This window comes from Klebsiella sp. K47 (genome assembly GCF_051858335.1).
GTDB lineage: Bacteria > Pseudomonadota > Gammaproteobacteria > Enterobacterales > Enterobacteriaceae > Klebsiella > Klebsiella pneumoniae.
Map to the genome: position 1 here is coordinate 1 of NZ_JBPYUI010000022.1, position 19,690 is coordinate 19,690.

Consider the following 19,690-nt stretch of genomic DNA (forward strand, 5'->3'; position numbering starts at 1 on the left):
GGCAGGACGCCCGCCATAAACTGCCAGGCATCAAACAAGTGAAGAGCCCATCCTGTCGGATGGGCTTTTTGCGTTTCTGTCGTCCGGCCAGCGTGCCGGCATGCCTCCCCGGTGGCGCTGCGCTTACCGGGGCTACGTCCCTGTGGCCGGACAAGGTGCGCAGCACCGCCTCCGGGAAAATCCCTCCTATATCACCGTCGATAAATGACTATTGCCTCTCTAACCAACTCACAATAAATGTCGCGATCTGTGGTACATCATTTAAATCCAGCAGCGGAAGTGAGGTCGCGATCGATACATCGCTGGCCACGGCGATGGTATGCTCATCAATTACCAGCTCTTCTACACGATGGCCGCTGTTTTGCCGAAAAAGCAGGATCTTCGGCACGGATTCATGTTTGAACCCCTCCACTAAAACCAGGTCCAGTTTGCTGGCATCCATTCGACTGACCAGCCATGTGAGATCTAATTCCGGCTTCTCTGGCGTCTCGGTCATCAATGCCCACCGCTGTTCGCTGGCGACAATAGTTTGCGCAGCGCCCGCCTTACGCAGTTCATAGCTATCTTTGCCCGGCTTATCCACGTCCATATCATGATGGGTGTGCTTTATCAGTCCCGGGCGTAATCCTAGAGCGCAAAGCTCAGGGATAAGACGCTTTAATAATGTTGTTTTTCCGGTACCGCTCCATGCGGCGATCGCCAGTAATGGGATCATGATGGCTCCTGCATCTGCTGCAAATCTTCGAGCGTATTTACATTAATGAAAGCAGTTTTCACATCGCTGAAATTCACCGGGCGCCCACCCATTTGTCGCATAAAAACCATCACCCTGCGCTCTCCATGTGCCAGATAAGCCTCCAGTTCCGGAATGATTTGACGATGAACTAATGCAACGGCAGGATGATCCCGTTCGCCGTCATGGGCCCAAACGACCGGTGCGTCCCCTCTCTGCTGGATAAAGCGCTCCACCAAAAAGGACGGAATGAACGGCGTGTCGCAGGGGCAAAAAACAAACCATGGGCTCGCGACCTGCTGCATCACAGCAAGCATTCCGGCCAGCGGCCCCTGATAACCCTCCTGTATGTCTCGAAAGACCGGATATCCGCTGGCACGCCACTGTTCAAGATGACGATTGGCGCTAATGACTAACTCATCTACCTGCGGGGCTAATGCTTCCGCGACGTGTCGCCAGAGAGGGCGACCATTTAGCGCCTGTAATCCTTTATCAATGCCGCCCATCCGCGTGGCCCTGCCGCCCGCCAGCACGACGCCGGTTATCGCCTCGCTTTGCATATGAATATCGCCTCTTTCATTGTGGGATTGACCCTGTTAACTTGTCCCTATCAAGAGTAAGGAGCATGACCATGAAATGTAAACGTCTGAATGAAGTAATTGAACTCCTCCAGCCAGCCTGGCAAAAAGAGCCTGAACTGAACCTGATGCAATTTTTGCAGAAGCTGGCGAAAGAGGCCGGCTATGATGGCGAACTGAGCGATCTTTCCGACGATATTCTGATCTATCACCTGAAGATGCGCGACTCTTCCAAAGATGCTGTCATCCCGGGTATTCAGAAGGATTATGAAGAGGATTTTAAAACCGCGCTGCTGCGCGCCCGCGGGGTAATAAAAGAGTAAAAGGTTGTAAGCGCTACCGCGTAAAGTGCAATGAGATGATATCCTGAACTATTCGTACGATTATCGGATGTCAGGATGCACGATAAGGCTTTTACTTTTCAGACGCTTCGCCCGGATACCATTATCGATGGGTTATTCGATCTGGGTATGCGGGTGGACTCCGGTCTCACCCCGCTAAACAGCTATGAGAACCGCGTTTATCAGTTCCAGGACGAAGAGCGCCATCGCTATGTGGTAAAGTTCTATCGTCCTGAGCGCTGGTCCGCAGAACAGATCCTTGAAGAACACCAGTTTGCGCTTCAGCTTGTAGAAGATGAAGTGCCCGTTGCTGCGCCGCTCTTATTTAATGACAGCACGCTTCATCAGCATCAGGGATTCTACTTTGCCGTTTTCCCAAGCCTTGGCGGTCGTCAGTTCGAAGCGGATAACCTTGATCAGATGGAATGGGTTGGCCGCTACCTGGGGCGCCTGCACCAGACTGGCCGCAAACAGCGCTTTACTGCCCGCCCGGAAATTGGCGTGCAGGAGTACCTGCTGGAACCGCGTCAGGTGTTTGAGCAGGCGACGCTGATCCCCTCTGGCCTGAAGGCCGATTTCCTGAAGGCGACCGATAAACTCATTGCTGCCGTCATGGAGCAATGGCACGGCCGCGGGAACACGTTGCGCCTGCACGGTGACTGCCATGCCGGTAATATCCTCTGGCGCGACGGACCACTGTTTGTCGACTTAGACGATGCGCGCACCGGCCCGGCGATTCAGGATCTGTGGATGCTGCTCAACGGCGATAAGGCTGAACAGCGTATGCAGCTGGAGACTATTGTCGAGGCCTATGAGGAATTCAGCCCCTTTAACAGCGATGAAATCGCGCTGATTGAACCTTTACGCGCTATGCGACTGGTTTATTATCTGGCGTGGTTGCTCAGACGCTGGGACGATCCCGCTTTCCCGGTCAATTTCCCCTGGTTAACCGGGGAGGATTACTGGCGGGGGCAGACGTCGACTTTTCTTGAGCAGGTGAAGGTTCTACAGGAACCCCCGCTTCAGTTAACGCCAATGTATTAATGTGATATATCCAGGAGAGAGTAAATCATGAAAAAAGTTTGGCTGGCGCTGGCTGGTATGATTCTGGCTTTTAGTGCATCCGCTGCCCAGATCACCGACGGCAAGCAGTACATCACCCTTGATAAGCCTATTGCTGGCGAGCCGCAGGTGCTCGAGTTCTTTTCGTTCTACTGCCCGCACTGCTACCAGTTTGAAGAAGTGCTGCATGTCTCTGACAATGTGCGCCAGAAACTGCCGGAAGGCACTAAAATGACCAAATACCACGTTGAGTTCCTGGGTCCGCTGGGCAAGGATCTGACGCAGGCATGGGCGGTGGCCATCGCGCTGGGCGTTGAAGACAAAATTACTGCGCCGATGTTCGAAGCCGTGCAGAAAAACCAGACTGTGCAGAGTGTGGCTGACATTCGTAAAGTGTTTGTCGACGCTGGCGTGAAAGGGGAAGACTACGATGCCGCATGGAATAGCTTCGTGGTGAAATCTCTGGTCGCTCAGCAAGAGAAAGCGGCAGCCGATCTGCAGCTGCAGGGCGTACCGGCTATGTATGTTAATGGTAAATACCAGCTGAATCCGCAGGGGATGGACACCAGCAATATGGATGTCTTCGTCGCTCAGTATGCGGATACCGTGAAGCAACTGGTAGAGAAGAAATAAAAAAACGCCGGTCACTGACCGGCGTTACTTTATCTGTTTTGCAATAGCTACCGTTCTTTGTCCCGCATGATGTCAGTCAACTGACGGTCTTTCTCTTCCCATAGGCCATTCAGCCAGCGCTGGAAGCTGCGCTTAAAGTTCTTATCGTTAACGTAATCGCCGTGCAGCTCTTCGCCAATAGGGACCAGATTGATACGGACCACAATGCGCGTCAGGCGGCCGCTTAACATATCGTAAAATGGTCTTGTATGATTATCCGGGTAGCACAGCGTGACGTTCAGCAGTTTATCGAACTGCGAACCGAGTACGTTGAGCGCCATGGCGATACCAGCGGCTTTCGGCGGTAACAGGTTGTGGTAAGGAGAGCGCGTTTCGCGCTTTTTTTCTTCGGTAAAACGCGAGCCTTCTACAAAATTGACGATAGTCGTCGGATGCGCGCGAAATTTTTCACACGAACGGCGGGTGGTTTCGACATCTTTACCGCGGCGCTCCGGGTGACGAATAAGATAGCTGCGCGAGTAGCGGCGCATAAAAGGCATATCCAGCGCCCAGCAGGCGAGGCCAATGAAGGGTACCCACGCCAGCTGTTGTTTAAGGAAGTACTTATTCATCGGAATATGCTTGCGGAACAGCACGCACAGCACCACGATGTCTGCCCAGCTGTGGTGGTTGCTGATCAGCAGATACCAGTTCTTTTTGTTCAGGCCTTCCAGACCCTGGACGTCCCATTTTAGCCAGGGATTGAGATGCAACAGCAGCGCCAGCCCTTCGCACCAGCAGTACATCATAAAATTGCAAAAAACGGATATAGAGCGCCATACCGCTGGAATGGGGACCAGCAGTTTAATCAGCCCGGCGACGATGATCGGTACAGAGCAGATAATGGTGACTAAGATGGTTAAGGCGATACTCAGCGGAAGTGTTATCGCAGCGAGTAATCTCGACATAGTTAGTTTATTCAGAAAGTTAGGCTGACAAAGAGCGCCTTTAAGCTGCGCAAGAGGCTGATTTTACCAGAAAACGCGGCAAATGACGGGTCTTACCAGAACAGAAAAAAACAAGGATCTTCTATCCACATGGAAGATTAGGTCATCAAATTAATGCCAGGATCGTTGATCTGTTTTTAAGTGGTTGATAAATAGTAAATAATACTATTTATTCATTTATTTTCAGGGGCGGATAAGCTGACGTTGTAAAACTATGCACAAAGTTATCCACAAGCTAAGTTGTCGCGCGATCGCGACGAGCGTTGAATCTTTTCCGCGAATTGCGGGAAAAATTCAGGATTTCATGCCCGTCTGTGGCATCCTTTATCCATAATCTGATAAACAGGCACGGAAATTATGGTTCAGATCCCAGAAAACCCTCTCATCCTCGTTGACGGCTCCTCCTATCTTTATCGGGCGTATCATGCGTTTCCGCCGCTGACTAACAGCGCAGGGGAGCCCACCGGGGCTATGTACGGCGTACTGAATATGCTGCGCAGTTTGATACTGCAGTATCAACCGACTCATGCCGTCGTGGTCTTTGATGCGAAAGGGAAAACCTTCCGTGATGAATTGTTCGAGCATTACAAATCTCACCGCCCGCCGATGCCGGACGATCTGCGCGCGCAGATTGAGCCGTTGCATAAGATGGTGAAAGCGATGGGGCTGCCGCTGATGGCTGTCCCGGGCGTCGAAGCTGACGATGTGATTGGCACCCTGGCGCGGGAAGCGGAAAGGGCAGGTCGCCCAGTCCTGATCAGCACCGGCGATAAAGACATGGCCCAGCTGGTGACGCCGGGCATCACCCTGATCAATACCATGACCAACACTATCCTCGGACCGGATGAGGTGGTTACTAAGTACGGCGTCCCGCCGGAGCTGATTATTGATTTCCTGGCGCTGATGGGCGACTCCTCGGATAACATTCCCGGCGTGCCGGGCGTGGGCGAAAAGACCGCCCAGGCGCTGCTGCAAGGCCTCGGCGGTCTTGATACGCTGTATGCGGAACCGGAGAAGATCGCTGAACTGAGCTTCCGCGGCGCGAAAACGATGGCGGCGAAGCTCGAGCAGAACAAGGACGTGGCTTATCTCTCTTATCAGCTGGCGACCATCAAAACCGACGTCGAGCTGGAGCTCACCTGCGAAGAGCTGGAGGTGCAGCCGCCGGCGGCAGACGATCTGCTGGCGCTGTTCAGACAGTATGAATTTAAGCGCTGGACCACCGACGTTGAGGCCGGAAAATGGCTGCAGGCTAAGGGGGGCAAACCGGCTGCGAAACCTGCAGTGCCTGCAGCAGCGGCAGAAGCGGAAGAAGAGGTTGAAGCCGCTACTGCACTTTCAGCAGAGCATTATGTCACTATCCTTGATGAGGCTACGCTGCTCACCTGGATCGATAAGCTGAAGCAGGCGCCGCTCTTTGCCTTTGATACGGAAACCGACAGCCTGGATAACATCTCCGCCAACATGGTTGGTCTTTCATTCGCTGTTGAGCCAGGCGTGGCCGCCTATGTCCCGGTAGCGCATGATTATCTTGATGCGCCGGATCAGATCCCGCGCGAGCGCGTGCTGGCGCTGCTTAAACCGCTGCTGGAGGATGAGAAGGTGCTCAAGGTCGGGCAAAATCTCAAATACGATCGCGGCATTTTGGCTAATTACGACATTGAGCTGCGCGGGATTGCGTTCGATACCATGCTCGAGTCTTACATTCTCGACAGCGTGGCGGGCCGCCACGATATGGACAGTCTTTCCGACCGCTGGCTGAAACATAAAACCATTACCTTCGAAGAGATCGCTGGCAAGGGTAAGAATCAGCTCACCTTTAACCAGATTGCGCTGGAAGAGGCTGGTCGCTACGCGGCGGAAGATGCCGACGTTACGCTCCAGCTGCATCTGAAGATGTGGCCGAAGCTACAGCAGCATGAAGGCCCGCTGAATATCTTCCAGCATATTGAAATGCCGCTGGTGCCGGTGCTGTCTCGCGTTGAGCGCAACGGCGTTAAAATCGACCCCGCCGTGCTGCATGCGCACTCGCAGGAAATTGCCCAGCGCCTGGTTGAGCTGGAGCAGCGAGCACATGAGATCGCCGGGGAAGCGTTTAATCTCTCCTCCACCAAACAGCTGCAAACGATCCTGTTTGAAAAACAGGGTATCAAGCCGCTGAAGAAGACGCCGGGCGGTGCGCCGTCCACCTCTGAAGAGGTGCTGGAAGAGCTGGCGCTCGATTATCCGTTGCCGAAAGTGATTCTGGAGTATCGTGGGCTGGCGAAGCTGAAGTCGACCTATACCGATAAGCTGCCGCTGATGATTAACCCCAAAACGGGCCGCGTGCATACCTCCTATCATCAGGCGGTCACCGCCACCGGCCGTTTGTCGTCTACCGATCCAAACCTGCAAAACATTCCGGTGCGTAACGAAGAAGGGCGCCGTATTCGCCAGGCGTTTATCGCGCCGGAAGATTACGTCATTGTCTCGGCGGACTACTCGCAAATCGAGCTGCGCATTATGGCGCACCTGTCGCGGGATAAAGGCCTGCTGACCGCCTTCGCGGAAGGGAAGGATATTCACCGGGCGACGGCGGCTGAAGTATTTGGCTTACCGCTGGACAGCGTCAGCAGCGAACAGCGGCGCAGTGCGAAAGCCATCAACTTCGGTCTGATCTACGGCATGAGCGCCTTTGGCCTGGCCCGCCAGCTGAACATCCCGCGTAAAGAAGCGCAGAAGTACATGGATCTTTATTTCGAACGTTATCCGGGCGTCCTGGAGTATATGGAGCGCACCCGCGCACAGGCGAAGGAGCAAGGGTATGTTGAAACGCTGGATGGCCGTCGACTCTATTTGCCGGATATCAAGTCCAGCAATGGCGCTCGTCGTGCCGGCGCGGAGCGTGCGGCGATTAACGCCCCGATGCAGGGGACGGCTGCGGATATTATCAAGCGGGCGATGATTGCCGTTGATGAATGGCTGCGGAGCGAGAAACCTCGCGTGCGGATGATCATGCAGGTTCACGATGAACTGGTCTTTGAAGTGCATAAGGATGAGCTCGATGCCGTATCGAAAAAGATCCACGAACTGATGGAGAACAGCACTACGCTGGCGGTACCGTTGCTGGTGGAAGTGGGCAGCGGCGAAAACTGGGATCAAGCGCACTAAGTATACTAAGCGCAATGCGATTTTCTGTAAGTAAGCAACATAACTTATAGAGTTTTGTGAGGATCATTTGAATTTGCTATGTAAATAGTGAAAAAAAACTACAAAAAATGCTTTATCCGTGAGCGAAAGAAGAGTAAAGTTATTCGCGTAGGGTACAGAGGTAAGATGTTCTATCTTTCAGACCTTTTACTTCACGTAATCGGATTTGGCTGAATATTTTAGCCGCCCCGGTCATTTATGACCGGGGCGTTTTTTATTGCGCGAAAGAAAAGTTTTAGGCTGTGAAAACAACGTAGTATGAACGTCCGGATAGGGCGCTACGCGCCGTTATCCGGAAAAAGCGGGGGTTACTCGGCGTCTTCGACGGCTTCTTGCGGCGGGATTTCGTTAAACCAGCTATCCAGCTTCTGTCGCAGCTTATCGACGCCAGATTTTTTCAGCGAAGAGAAGGGTTCAACCTGGACATCGCCATTGAAGGCCAGTACCGCTTCACGCACCATATTCACTTGCGCTTTACGCGCGCCGCTGGCGAGCTTATCGGCTTTGGTGAGCAGTACCAGCACCTGAATATCGCTCTCTACCGCCCATTCGATCATCTGCTGATCGAGATCTTTAAGCGGATGACGTATGTCCATCAGCACCACGAGACCCTTCAGGCACAGACGTTTTTCCAGGTATTCCCCCAGCGCGCGCTGCCACTTGATCTTCATCTCTTCGGGTACTTGCGCATAACCATAGCCGGGCAGGTCGACAAGGCGCTTGCCCTCAGCGACTTCGAACAGGTTAATCAGCTGCGTACGCCCCGGGGTTTTGGAGGTACGCGCCAGGTTCTTCTGATTAGTCAGCGTATTCAGCGCGCTGGATTTTCCCGCGTTGGAGCGGCCGGCGAACGCCACTTCAATACCGGTATCGGCAGGAAGATGGCGGATATCTGGCGCGCTAGTGACAAAGTGCGTCAGTTGATAATTCCAGTTGGTCAAGACGGTCGTCTCCGTTAAAACAGGCTATGGCAGGGATTATACCTGAACAGCAGAAAAAGGCTGTTTTTACCGCACGCCGTTCCTGTAAGTAAAAACCATATGGTTTGTGAGACATTGACTATTCTTTGTATAGGACATACCTGAGGAAAATAAGAAAAAACATATTTAAAGTGTTGAAAATTAATTAATTATAGAAATAGAGAATTCTGAAAATAGATTTTTAACTGCCAGACTGGTTGTCGATTTTTGTCAACAAGGTAAAGTAATACACAACGGCGGGGATGCTGAAAGGATTAGGACTCAGGACGAGGAGTCAGGAAGCGCCAGGAGGCGAAGACCACAGGATAGTCAGGATGACGCGCGTCTTGGAGACGTTTTACAGGGAAAAGGAAGAAACAGGGACCGTTGGACGCTAAGGGAAAGACAGGGTGAGTCGTTAGCGAACAGGGAAAGAAGAGCCCGTTAAGGGTGGTCAGTGAGGAAAAAGGCGACAGAGTAATCTGTCGCCTTTTTTCTTTGCTTGCTTTCTGCTAGATTCCGCCTCAATTCTATACTGAATACTACTGTCTGAAGATTACACATCATGAAAAAACCGACATCCGCCACCCGTGGCAAATCCGGCCGCAAGTCGCGTGAAGAGTTAAATCAGGAAGCTCGCGATCGCAAACGGCAGAAGAAACATCGTGGCCACGCGGCAGGCAGTCGCGCGAACGGCGGCGATGCGGCTTCAGCGGGTAAAAAACAGCGTCAGGCGCAAGATCCGCGCGTGGGTAGCAAAAAACCGATCCCGCTGGGCGTGAGCGAAAGCAGCGCTCCAGCCCCCAAGCAGCATAAACCAAAGAGCGAGAAACCTATGCTTTCACCGCAGGCTGAGCTGGAGTTGCTGGAGAATGATGAGCGCCTGGACGCGCTGCTGGAACGTCTGGAAGAGGGCGGCACCCTTAATGCTGAAGAGCAGAGCTGGGTGGACGCCAAACTGGATCGCATTGATGAGCTGATGCAGCAGCTCGGCCTCTCTTACGATGATGAAGATGAAGAAGAGGAAGAGCGTCAGGAAGATATGATGCGTCTGCTGAAGGGTGGAAACTAACATTTGCATCCCATCGGATTCCCGGTACTCCTTATAACCCTTCTGGTTATATGTTATCTGCTGTGGTTATTCGTTAAACTACAACGGTTGTCGCGGCGTCAGAAATGGCTGCGCAACCGGCTCATGACCCGCGGTGCGGTGGGGCCGGGACGGCGTACCCGTCGGCGGCACCATCGGAAGGAGTGAGCATGTCTGAGCAGATAATCGACTGGGATCTGGCCCTGATCCAGAAATATAACTATTCCGGGCCGCGCTATACCTCGTATCCCACCGCGCTGGAGTTTTCACCGCAATTTGGCGCGGCGGAATTCGATGCCGCTGTGGCCCGTTACCCACAGCGTCCCCTGTCGCTGTACGTGCATATCCCGTTTTGCCATAAGCTGTGTTATTTCTGCGGCTGCAATAAGATAGTCACCCGCCAGCAGCATAAGGCCGATCAATATCTCGATGTCCTTGAACAGGAGATCATCCACCGCGCGCCGCTGTTTGCCACTCGCCAGGTGAAGCAACTGCACTGGGGGGGCGGCACGCCAACTTATCTCAATAAGTCGCAAATCAGTCGCCTGATGGATCTGTTGCGCAGCCATTTCCATTTCAGCGCGGAAGCCGAGATCTCCATTGAGGTCGATCCGCGTGAAATCGAGCTGGATGTCCTCGATCATTTACGCGCTGAGGGTTTCAACCGCCTGAGTATGGGCGTACAGGACTTCAATAAAGAGGTTCAGCGTCTGGTTAACCGTGAGCAGGACGAAGCGTTCATCTTTGATTTGCTCAACCATGCGCGGGAGATTGGTTTTACCTCGACCAATATCGACCTCATTTATGGCCTGCCGAAGCAAACGCCGGAGAGCTTCGCCTTTACCCTGCAAAAGGTCGCCGAGCTCAATCCTGACCGCCTGAGCGTGTTTAACTATGCGCATCTGCCCACGCTCTTTGCCGCTCAGCGGAAGATTAAAGATGCCGATCTGCCCTCCGCTGAGCAGAAGCTGGAGATCCTGCAGGAAACCATCGGCTCGCTGACGACGGCAGGCTATCAGTTTATCGGCATGGACCATTTCGCCCGTCCCGATGATGAATTAGCGGTCGCGCAACGTCACGGCGTACTGCATCGTAATTTCCAGGGCTACACCACTCAGGGCGATACCGATCTGCTGGGGATGGGCGTTTCGGCGATCAGCATGATTGGCGACAGCTACGCCCAGAACCAAAAAGAGCTCAAGCAGTACTACCAGCAGGTAGCAGAGCAAGGGAACGCCCTGTGGCGCGGGATCGCGTTAACTCGCGATGACTGTCTGCGTCGCGACGTGATTAAGGCGTTGATCTGTAACTTCCAGCTGGATATCGCGGCGGTCGAGGCGCAGTGGGACGTGGATTTTGCGTCTTATTTCGCCGAGGATCTGAAGCTGCTGGCGCCGCTGGCGCATGACGGGCTGGTGGCTGTGGATGATAAGGTCATTCAGGTGACGGCGAAAGGTCGCCTGCTGATCCGCAACATCTGTATGTGCTTTGATGCCTACCTACGGCAAAAGGCCCGGATGCAGCAGTTCTCACGGGTTATTTAATGTTTTCCCCCTCTCCCGCAGGAGAGGGGGAACAATTAGCTGAACAGCCCGACCAGCGCAGCGCACAGCACGGCAGCGACTGCCGTTTGTGGCGTGTGACTCGCAGCGGCGCCGCTCGATATCATACTCACCAGTGATTCAAACATGATGCTCTCCCCTAATGCCGGGGACGATCATACTCAACTCATCGGAACAGTAAAGTACAAAATAGCAGCACTTTGCGCCGATCGGCTATTTTTCATCATGCTGTTGAACCCTACTCCATACCCAACTCTTTTAGCTTACGCGTCAGGGTATTACGTCCCCATCCCAGCAGGCGCGCAGCCTCCTGTTTGTGCCCCTGAGTATGGCGCAGGGCGGTCGTTAGCAGCGTGCGCTCCATTTCGGGTTGCGCTTCTGAGAGCAGGTTTTGATGACCGGATCGCAACGCCCGATCGGCCCACTGACCCAGCAGCGTCGCCCAGCTGTCAGGCTGCATCTGCGTTGGGCTATCAGGAATCGTGGTCTCAAACAGTTCGCTCGGCAGATCCTGCGTCAGCACCTCCTGGCCGGCGGCCATGACGGTGAGCCAGCGACAGGTGTTTTCCAGCTGACGGACGTTGCCTGGCCACGCCAGGCGGGTCAGCGCTGTCTCCGTTTCCGGATGCAGCTGTTTGGCTTCAACGCCGAGCTCGCGGGCGGCTATCTGCAGGAAATGGCGGGCCAGGCGTGGAATATCTTCCCGGCGCTCGCGCAGCGGCGGTAAATGCACCCGGATGACGTTCAGGCGGTGGAACAAATCTTCACGAAATTTCCCCTCCTGCACGCGCTGTTCCAGGTTCTGGTGGGTGGCGGCGATGATCCGCACATCGACCTTGACCGGCGCGTAACCGCCCACGCGATAAAACTGACCATCCGCCAGCACGCGCAGCAGACGAGTCTGGACATCAAGCGGCATATCGCCAATTTCATCCAGGAACAGCGTACCGCCGTCAGCCTGTTCAAAGCGACCCTGACGGACGGTATTGGCGCCGGTAAAGGCTCCTTTTTCATGGCCGAACAGCTCGGACTCAATCAGGTCCTTGGGGATCGCCGCCATATTCAGCGCGATAAACGGCGCTTTTGAGCGTGGACTATGGCGATGCAGGGCATGTGCGACAAGCTCTTTACCGGTACCGGATTCGCCATTGATCAGCACGCTGATGGATGAGCGCGACAGGCGGCCAATAATGCGAAAGACATCCTGCATAGCTGGCGCTTCGCCGATGATGTCGGCGGTTGGGCTACTTATCGGCGCATTTCGCGGCTGCTGCTGCTCTTGATAGTGGCTTATCGCCCGGTCGACGAGGGCGACGGCTTCATCGATATCAAAAGGTTTGGGCAAATAATCAAACGCGCCCTGCTGATAAGCGCTGACCGCGGCGTCCAGATCGGAATGCGCGGTCATTATGATGACCGGAAGCATTGGATGGCGCTGCTTAATCTGTTTGAGCAGCGCCAGACCATCCATTCCCGGCATACGGATATCTGACAGCAGTACATCCGGGGTTTTGGTGGTGAGGGCATCTAGCACCTCATTGCCGCTTTCGAACGTTGTGCAGCTCAAGCCGGCTCCGGTGAGCGCGCGTTCAAGCACCCAGCGGATGGAGCTATCGTCATCAACGATCCAGGCTATCCCTCGTTGCATAAACACCTCTACTTCCGAATAGGCAGGTATACCGAAAATTCGGTATGACCCGGCCAGCTGGTGAATTCAATTTTGCCGGAGTGCTGATCGATAAGGCTACGGGCGATAGATAAGCCCAGGCCGGTACCGCCTTCGCGGCCGCTGACCATCGGATAGAACAGCGTATCCTGGAGATGGGGCGGAATACCCGGGCCATTATCTTCAACGTCGATGCGGGCGGCGAGGCGATAACGCACCCCGTGCAGCGTCAGCTGGAAAGCGGTGCGGGTGCGAAGAATAATTTCGCCCCCTTCCGGCCCCAGAGCCTGCAGCGCATTACGGACGATGTTCAGCAACACCTGTTCAATTTGATCCGGGTCGTGGGGTAGCTCTGGTAGGCTGGGGTCGTAATCGCGGATCAACTTCACGTTGTCCGGCAACTCCATGGAAACCAGTTTAACTACCCGTTCGGCGACTTTGTGGATGCTTTCGGTAACGTGCATGCCCGGATGCTGTGGTCCGAGCAGGCGGTCGACCAGATTTCTTAGCCGGTCGGCCTGCTCAATGATCACTTTGGTATATTCCGTTAGCGCCGGGTCGGGCAGCGCTTTGCTGAGCAGCTGGGCCGCGCCGCGCAGGCCGCCTAACGGGTTTTTTATCTCATGCGCCAGGCCGCGGACGAGGTCGCGAGCGGCGACCTGCTGCGCATGCTGCAGCTGCTCCTGGCTCAGGCGGCGCTGATTATCCATCGGGGCCATTTCCAGCAGAATAAAGCCTTCCGGCAGCCGCTGGGCGGTCAACGACAGGATGTGCGAACGGCCATCGATAACCAGCGTCACTTCGTTATCGGTAAACCCCTGGCCCGCCTGCAGGCTCTCCTGCATCAGCCCGATATTCAACGAAAAATAGCTCAACAGCTCAGGTAATGGGGTGCCAAACAGTTTGCGCGAGCTCTGCGCCAGCAGCTGCTGCGCCGCAGGGTTGGCAAAGTGCACCGCCAGGTCATCATCGACCAGTAAAATACTGTTGATAAGGGAGTTAAGGATCTGCCCAGCATCGGGCAGTGTGCCTGTTGCCATTCGACAGTCTCCTGAAAATGAATGCACCAATTTAGTGCAGTATAGCTTTTTATCGGTAAAAAGCTCGCGAGATCAGCGTGTTGGTGGAGAAAAAAGCCCATCCTGAGATGGGCTGAAAGTTTCCACGGCAACAAAATATCCCGGGCATCTCGCGCCACAACACGACATACCCTGGATTTACAGCAAAATTAGACGCTGTAGTACAGTTCGAACTCAACCGGATGCGGAGTCATGCGTACGCGGTCGTTCTCTTCCATACGCAGGGCGATGTAGGCATCGATAGCGTCATTGGTGAACACGCCGCCAGCGGTCAGGAACTCGCGGTCAGCATCCAGGGCCTGCAGGGCTTCTTCCAGAGAACCGGCAACCTGCGGGATCTCTTTCGCTTCTTCCGGCGGCAGGTCATACAGGTTTTTATCCATTGCTTCGCCCGGATGGATTTTGTTCTTGATACCATCAAGGCCAGCCATCAGCAGCGCCGCAAAGCACAGGTACGGGTTGGCAGCCGGGTCCGGGAAGCGCACTTCGATACGACGCGCTTTCGGAGAGGTCACCACCGGAATACGGATAGAGGCAGAGCGGTTACGGGCAGAGTAAGCCAGCATAACCGGCGCTTCGTAACCCGGGACCAGACGCTTGTAGGAGTTGGTGGTCGGGTTCGCCAGGGCGTTGATGGCTTTAGCGTGTTTGATTACGCCGCCGATGTAGAACAGCGCCTGCTCAGACAGACCGGCGTATTTGTCGCCGGAGAACAGGTTGGTCCCGTTTTTCGCCAGAGACATATGGCAGTGCATGCCGGAGCCGTTGTCGCCGAACATCGGTTTCGGCATAAAGGTCGCGGTTTTACCAAAGCGGTGAGCGACGTTGTGAACAACGTATTTGTAAATCTGAATTTCATCCGCTTTTTTGGTCATGGTATTGAAGCGGGTTGCCACTTCGTTCTGACCTGCGGTTGCTACTTCATGGTGATGGGCTTCAACAACCAGACCCATCTCTTCCATGATCATACACATGGTGGAACGGATGTCCTGAGAAGAGTCTACTGGCGGAACCGGGAAGTAACCCCCTTTCACGCCCGGACGGTGACCTTTGTTACCGCCTTCGTATTTGGTAGAGGAGTTCCACGCACCTTCAATGTCATCGATCGCGACATGGGAGCCGGAGATAGAGGCACCAAAGCGGATGTCGTCGAACAGGAAGAATTCTGGTTCTGGCCCGAACAGGACGGTATCAGCGATGCCGGTGGCGCGCAGGTACTCTTCAGCGCGTTTCGCGATGGAGCGCGGGTCACGGTCATAGCCCTGCAGGGTGCCTGGCTCGAGGATATCGCAGCGGATGATCAGGGTCGGTTCTTCGTAGAACGGGTCAATGACCGCGGTGGACGCGTCCGGCATCAGGACCATGTCAGATTCGTTGATACCTTTCCAGCCACCAATCGAGGAGCCATCAAACATTTTGCCTTCTTCGAAGAATTCGGCATTTACCTGATGAGACGGAATCGTGACGTGCTGTTCTTTACCTTTGGTATCGGTGAAGCGCAGATCGACAAACTTCACTTCGTGCTCGTTCAGCATCGTCAAAACGTGTTCAGCGGACATACTTAAACTCTCCCGGATTGGTCATTGTCGTCGTGGTAACGAAAACTTCATACTGCTTAAAAGTGGCGTTGTTGCCTTAAAAAATATAAAGCGAAATCTGTGCCAACTTTTAAATGCCCTATAAAACGCTGTATCATGCGCACCATAGTGCAAAAGGACTGCACCATGATGGAGATAATGCACCAAAATAGTGCTTCAGTGTGAACATTGAGCACCATTTTGGTGCAATTTTTGTTACGGTGCCCTTTTATCGCTCCGTGAAAGCGGTCACAAAGAAACTCTGCAATACTTGTTTGCGGAGGATGTTTGTGATCCTGTTCAGTCCTTCGCTTAATACGTGTACAATAACGCGCTATTTCTAATGCCTGAGGCAAAGTTGTGATCGAAAATCTGCGTAATATCGCCATCATCGCGCACGTTGACCATGGTAAAACTACCCTGGTTGACAAGCTGCTACAGCAATCCGGTACGTTCGACGCACGTACTGAAGCACAAGAACGTGTGATGGACTCCAACGATTTGGAGAAAGAGCGTGGGATTACCATCCTCGCGAAAAACACCGCAATCAAATGGAATGATTACCGTATCAACATCGTTGATACCCCAGGGCACGCCGACTTCGGAGGTGAAGTTGAGCGTGTTATGTCCATGGTTGACTCTGTGCTGCTGGTGGTAGATGCCTTTGATGGCCCGATGCCGCAAACGCGCTTCGTGACCAAAAAAGCTTTTGCCCACGGTCTGAAGCCGATCGTGGTCATCAACAAAGTTGACCGCCCGGGCGCGCGTCCGGACTGGGTTGTCGATCAGGTGTTCGACCTGTTCGTTAACCTCGATGCGACCGACGAACAGCTGGACTTCCCGATCGTTTACGCGTCCGCGTTGAACGGTATCGCGGGTCTGGATCACGAAGACATGGCTGACGACATGACCCCGCTGTACCAGGCGATTGTCGATCGCGTGCCGGCGCCGGACGTTGATCTTGACGGTCCGCTGCAGATGCAGATCTCCCAGCTGGACTACAACAACTACGTTGGTGTTATCGGCATCGGCCGCATCAAGCGCGGTAAAGTGAAGCCGAACCAGCAGGTCACTATCATCGATAGCGAAGGCAAAACCCGTAACGGTAAAGTCGGTAAAGTGCTGACTCACCTGGGTCTGGAGCGAATTGAGAGCGACGTAGCTGAAGCTGGCGACATCATCGCGATCACCGGTCTGGGCGAGCTGAACATCTCCGACACCATCTGCGACCCGCAGAATGTCGAAGCGCTGCCGGCCCTGTCCGTTGATGAGCCGACCGTTTCCATGTTCTTCAACGTCAACACCTCTCCGTTCTGCGGTAAAGAAGGTAAGTTCGTTACCTCTCGCCAGATCCTGGACCGTCTGAATAAAGAGCTGGTGCACAACGTGGCGCTGCGCGTTGAAGAAACCGAAGACGCTGATGCGTTCCGCGTTTCCGGCCGTGGTGAACTGCACCTGTCCGTTCTGATTGAAAACATGCGTCGTGAAGGTTTCGAGATGGCGGTTTCCCGTCCGAAAGTTATCTTCCGCGAAATCGACGGCCGTAAACAAGAGCCGTTCGAGAACGTGACGCTGGACGTCGAAGAGCAGCACCAGGGTTCTGTCATGCAGGCGCTGGGCGAGCGTAAAGGCGACCTGAAAAACATGAATCCGGACGGTAAAGGCCGCGTACGTCTCGACTACGTGATCCCAAGCCGCGGTCTGATCGGCTTCCGTTCAGAGTTCATGACCATGACCTCCGGTACCGGTCTGCTGTACTCCACCTTCAGCCACTACGACGACGTTCGTCCGGGCGAAGTGGGCCAGCGTAACAACGGCGTACTGATCTCCAACGGTCAGGGTAAAGCGGTAGCGTTCGCGCTGTTCGGTCTGCAGGATCGCGGTAAGCTGTTCCTCGGCCACGGCGCTGAAGTTTACGAAGGCCAGATCATCGGTATTCACAGCCGTTCCAACGACCTGACGGTAAACTGCCTGACCGGTAAGAAACTGACCAACATGCGTGCGTCTGGTACTGACGAAGCCACGGTTCTGGTTCCGCCGGTTAAGATGACCCTGGAGCAGGCTCTGGAGTTCATCGATGACGACGAACTGGTAGAAGTTACTCCGACCTCTATCCGTATCCGTAAACGTCACCTGACCGAGAACGACCGTAAACGCGCGATGCGCGGTGCAAAAGAAGAGTAATTTTTCTTCTTGTTGTTCGCTAAACCCCGCCTCACCGGCGGGGTTTCTTTTTTTCATTCCTGCATCACACGCCAATAGTCAAATCCAGCCTTTCCCGCTAAAGTTAATTTTCCACGGCGCGGAAGGAGACAAAAATGCTCTATATCTTTGATTTAGGTAATGTGATTGTCGACATTGACTTCAACCGGGTATTGGGAGCCTGGAGCGATTTAACCCGCATCCCGCTGGCGACGCTGAAGCAGCATTTCACCATGGGTGAGGCTTTCCATCAGCATGAGCGCGGCGAGCTCAGCGATGAAGACTTTGCCGCCGCCATGTGCCATGAAATGAATATGCCCCTCAGCTATGAACAGTTTGCTCACGGCTGGCAGGCGGTGTTTGTCGCGCTGCGCCCGGAGGTGATTACCATCATGCATAAACTTCGTGCCCAGGGGCATCGGGTGGTGGTGCTCTCCAATACCAATCGTCTGCACACCACGTTCTGGCCCGATGAATACCCGGAAGTGCGCGCGGCCGCCGATCGCATTTATTTGTCGCAGGAGATGGGATTGCGTAAGCCTGAAGCGCAAATTTATCTGCGAGTACTGGAAGAAGAGGGGTTTTCCGCCGCAGATACGGTCTTTTTTGATGATAACGTCGATAATATAGCAGGGGCCAACCGGTTGGGGATCACCAGTATCCTGGTGACTGGTAAGGAGACCATCCCTGACTATTTCGCGAAACAGCTATGCTAAAAACCGTTCATCAAAAATTACTCCACCATACCCGGCCGCTGCTGGCGTGGCTAAAGCTGCTGTGGCGGCGCATTGATGAAGACCATATGACCACCCTGGCGGGGAACCTCGCCTATGTGTCATTACTGTCCCTGGTGCCGCTGATTGCCGTCGTGTTCGCGCTGTTTGCGGCCTTTCCTATGTTCTCCGAAGTCAGCGTGCAGATCCGTCATTTTATCTTCGCCAATTTTATTCCGGCGACCGGGGATGTAATCCAGGGATATATCGAGCAGTTCGTGGCCAACTCCAGCCGCATGACCGCCGTAGGCGCCTTTGGCCTGATCGTCACCTCGCTGCTGCTGATGTACTCGATCGACAGCGCGCTAAACACCATCTGGCGCAGCACGCGCAGCCGCCCCAAAGTTTATTCCTTTGCCGTTTACTGGATGATCCTGACCCTCGGCCCGCTGCTGGCGGGCGCCAGCCTGGCGATCAGTTCCTATCTGCTGTCGCTGCGCTGGGCAAGCGACCTGGACGGCGTAATTGATAATCTGCTCCGCCTATTTCCGCTGATCCTCTCCTGGGCAGCGTTCTGGCTGCTCTATAGTATTGTACCGACAACCCAGGTACGTAACCGCGACGCGGTGATCGGGGCGCTGGTGGCGGCGCTGCTGTTTGAGGCAGGTAAAAAGGCGTTTGCCCTCTATATCACCACCTTTCCGTCCTATCAGCTAATTTATGGCGTGATTTCGGTGGTGCCGATTTTGTTCGTCTGGGTGTACTGGACCTGGTGTATCGTCTTGCTTGGCGCTGAAATTACTGTCACTCTCGGTGAATACCGCAAACTTAAAACAGAAGAAACAGAACAACCATGATTGCATTAATTCAACGCGTATCCCGTGCAAGCGTTACCGTGGCGGACGAGGTGACGGGCGAAATTGGCCCGGGGCTTCTGGTGCTGCTGGGCGTCGAGAAAGACGATGATGAACAAAAGGCGAATCGCCTTTGTGAACGCGTGCTGGGCTACCGCATCTTCAGTGATGCGGAAGGGAAAATGAACCTGAATGTCCAGCAGGCGGGCGGCAGCGTGCTGGTGGTTTCGCAATTTACGCTGGCGGCCGATACCGAGCGGGGGATGCGACCGAGCTTCTCGAAAGGCGCTGCCCCTGACCGCGCTGAGGCGCTGTATGAGTATTTCGTCGCCCGCTGTCGCCAGCAGGAAATGCACACCCAGACCGGAAGATTCGCTGCGGATATGCAGGTTTCTTTGGTCAATGATGGTCCCGTGACCTTTTGGTTGCAGGTATGACCCAGCTTCCGGGCAGGCTGCGGGTAACA

At 54.3% G+C, this 19,690-nt stretch carries 19 protein-coding genes; 11 read left to right on the top strand and 8 right to left on the bottom strand.

Annotated features, from left to right (window positions below; all coding sequences use genetic code 11):
• Positions 1-208: 208 nt before the first annotated feature.
• Complete coding sequence (gene mobB / locus RRF55_RS19530) at positions 209-715, bottom strand: molybdopterin-guanine dinucleotide biosynthesis protein MobB (protein WP_021314529.1); 507 nt, start codon at positions 713-715, stop codon at positions 209-211.
• Positions 712-1,293 (bottom strand): molybdenum cofactor guanylyltransferase MobA, encoded by a 582-nt coding sequence (gene mobA / locus RRF55_RS19535; protein WP_004178039.1) that lies wholly within the window; start codon positions 1,291-1,293, stop codon positions 712-714. The genes mobB and mobA overlap by 4 nt, the downstream gene beginning before the upstream one ends.
• Positions 1,294-1,364: 71 nt before the next feature.
• On the opposite strand from mobA, the gene RRF55_RS19540 reads away from it, so the two are divergent.
• The 3 genes from RRF55_RS19540 to dsbA all read left to right on the top strand — a co-directional run bounded on the left by RRF55_RS19540 (position 1,365) and on the right by dsbA (position 3,347).
• The gene (locus RRF55_RS19540) at positions 1,365-1,634 is read left to right on the top strand and encodes a YihD family protein (protein ID WP_002882612.1); all 270 of its coding nucleotides are present in this window, start codon (positions 1,365-1,367) and stop codon (positions 1,632-1,634) included.
• Positions 1,635-1,709: 75 nt separating this feature from the next.
• The gene (locus tag RRF55_RS19545; protein ID WP_004187940.1) at positions 1,710-2,696 is read left to right on the top strand and encodes a serine/threonine protein kinase; all 987 of its coding nucleotides are present in this window, start codon (positions 1,710-1,712) and stop codon (positions 2,694-2,696) included.
• 27 nt (positions 2,697-2,723) lie between these two features.
• Positions 2,724-3,347 (top strand): thiol:disulfide interchange protein DsbA, encoded by a 624-nt coding sequence (gene dsbA / locus RRF55_RS19550; RefSeq protein ID WP_004146224.1) that lies wholly within the window; start codon positions 2,724-2,726, stop codon positions 3,345-3,347.
• A gap of 47 nt (positions 3,348-3,394) precedes the next feature.
• Here dsbA and RRF55_RS19555 read toward each other — a convergent pair whose 3' ends face one another.
• The gene (locus RRF55_RS19555; RefSeq protein ID WP_004150336.1) at positions 3,395-4,294 is read right to left on the bottom strand and encodes an acyltransferase; all 900 of its coding nucleotides are present in this window, start codon (positions 4,292-4,294) and stop codon (positions 3,395-3,397) included.
• A gap of 396 nt (positions 4,295-4,690) precedes the next feature.
• On the opposite strand from RRF55_RS19555, the gene polA reads away from it, so the two are divergent.
• Together polA and RRF55_RS19565 are read left to right on the top strand one after the other, a co-directional pair.
• A complete protein-coding gene (polA, locus tag RRF55_RS19560) occupies positions 4,691-7,483 on the top strand; it encodes a DNA polymerase I (RefSeq protein ID WP_004187174.1) in 2,793 nt (930 codons plus the stop codon).
• Between the two features lie 165 nt (positions 7,484-7,648).
• Positions 7,649-7,696: a spot 42 RNA, inhibition of DNA synthesis gene (locus tag RRF55_RS19565; protein WP_071892919.1), complete on the top strand. Its 48-nt coding sequence runs from the start codon at positions 7,649-7,651 to the stop codon at positions 7,694-7,696.
• Between the two features lie 134 nt (positions 7,697-7,830).
• Here RRF55_RS19565 and yihA read toward each other — a convergent pair whose 3' ends face one another.
• Positions 7,831-8,463, bottom strand: a complete 633-nt coding sequence (yihA, locus tag RRF55_RS19570; RefSeq protein WP_002882734.1) for a ribosome biogenesis GTP-binding protein YihA/YsxC — start codon at positions 8,461-8,463, stop codon at positions 7,831-7,833.
• Positions 8,464-9,046: 583 nt separating this feature from the next.
• Here yihA and yihI point away from each other — a divergent pair.
• Positions 9,047-9,553 carry a Der GTPase-activating protein YihI gene (gene yihI, locus RRF55_RS19575; RefSeq protein ID WP_002882743.1) on the top strand — a complete coding sequence of 169 codons (507 nt, stop codon included), beginning with the start codon at positions 9,047-9,049 and terminating at the stop codon, positions 9,551-9,553.
• 188 nt (positions 9,554-9,741) lie between these two features.
• A complete protein-coding gene (gene hemN / locus RRF55_RS19580) occupies positions 9,742-11,115 on the top strand; it encodes an oxygen-independent coproporphyrinogen III oxidase (protein ID WP_032415938.1) in 1,374 nt (457 codons plus the stop codon).
• 35 nt (positions 11,116-11,150) lie between these two features.
• Here hemN and RRF55_RS19585 read toward each other — a convergent pair whose 3' ends face one another.
• From RRF55_RS19585 to glnA, 4 genes are all read right to left on the bottom strand, one after another.
• Positions 11,151-11,261 (bottom strand): YshB family small membrane protein, encoded by a 111-nt coding sequence (locus RRF55_RS19585; RefSeq protein WP_004152951.1) that lies wholly within the window; start codon positions 11,259-11,261, stop codon positions 11,151-11,153.
• A 110-nt stretch (positions 11,262-11,371) separates the two neighbouring features.
• Positions 11,372-12,781, bottom strand: coding sequence for a nitrogen regulation protein NR(I) (gene glnG / locus RRF55_RS19590; RefSeq protein WP_002882749.1), 1,410 nt, complete (start codon positions 12,779-12,781; stop codon positions 11,372-11,374).
• A gap of 8 nt (positions 12,782-12,789) precedes the next feature.
• Complete coding sequence (gene glnL / locus RRF55_RS19595; RefSeq protein ID WP_004146229.1) at positions 12,790-13,839, bottom strand: nitrogen regulation protein NR(II); 1,050 nt, start codon at positions 13,837-13,839, stop codon at positions 12,790-12,792.
• 188 nt (positions 13,840-14,027) lie between these two features.
• A complete protein-coding gene (gene glnA / locus RRF55_RS19600) occupies positions 14,028-15,437 on the bottom strand; it encodes a glutamate--ammonia ligase (RefSeq protein WP_002882753.1) in 1,410 nt (469 codons plus the stop codon).
• 378 nt (positions 15,438-15,815) lie between these two features.
• Here glnA and typA point away from each other — a divergent pair, with 378 nt between their 5' ends.
• From typA to dtd, 4 genes are all read left to right on the top strand, one after another.
• The gene (typA, locus tag RRF55_RS19605) at positions 15,816-17,639 is read left to right on the top strand and encodes a ribosome-dependent GTPase TypA (RefSeq protein WP_002882755.1); all 1,824 of its coding nucleotides are present in this window, start codon (positions 15,816-15,818) and stop codon (positions 17,637-17,639) included.
• Positions 17,640-17,773: 134 nt separating this feature from the next.
• A complete protein-coding gene (gene yihX, locus RRF55_RS19610) occupies positions 17,774-18,373 on the top strand; it encodes a glucose-1-phosphatase (protein ID WP_004151865.1) in 600 nt (199 codons plus the stop codon).
• Positions 18,367-19,227, top strand: a complete 861-nt coding sequence (locus RRF55_RS19615) for a virulence factor BrkB family protein (protein ID WP_004146232.1) — start codon at positions 18,367-18,369, stop codon at positions 19,225-19,227. The genes yihX and RRF55_RS19615 overlap by 7 nt, the downstream gene beginning before the upstream one ends.
• Positions 19,224-19,661 carry a D-aminoacyl-tRNA deacylase gene (gene dtd / locus RRF55_RS19620; protein WP_002882809.1) on the top strand — a complete coding sequence of 146 codons (438 nt, stop codon included), beginning with the start codon at positions 19,224-19,226 and terminating at the stop codon, positions 19,659-19,661. The genes RRF55_RS19615 and dtd overlap by 4 nt, the downstream gene beginning before the upstream one ends.
• Positions 19,662-19,690: the final 29 nt, after the last annotated feature.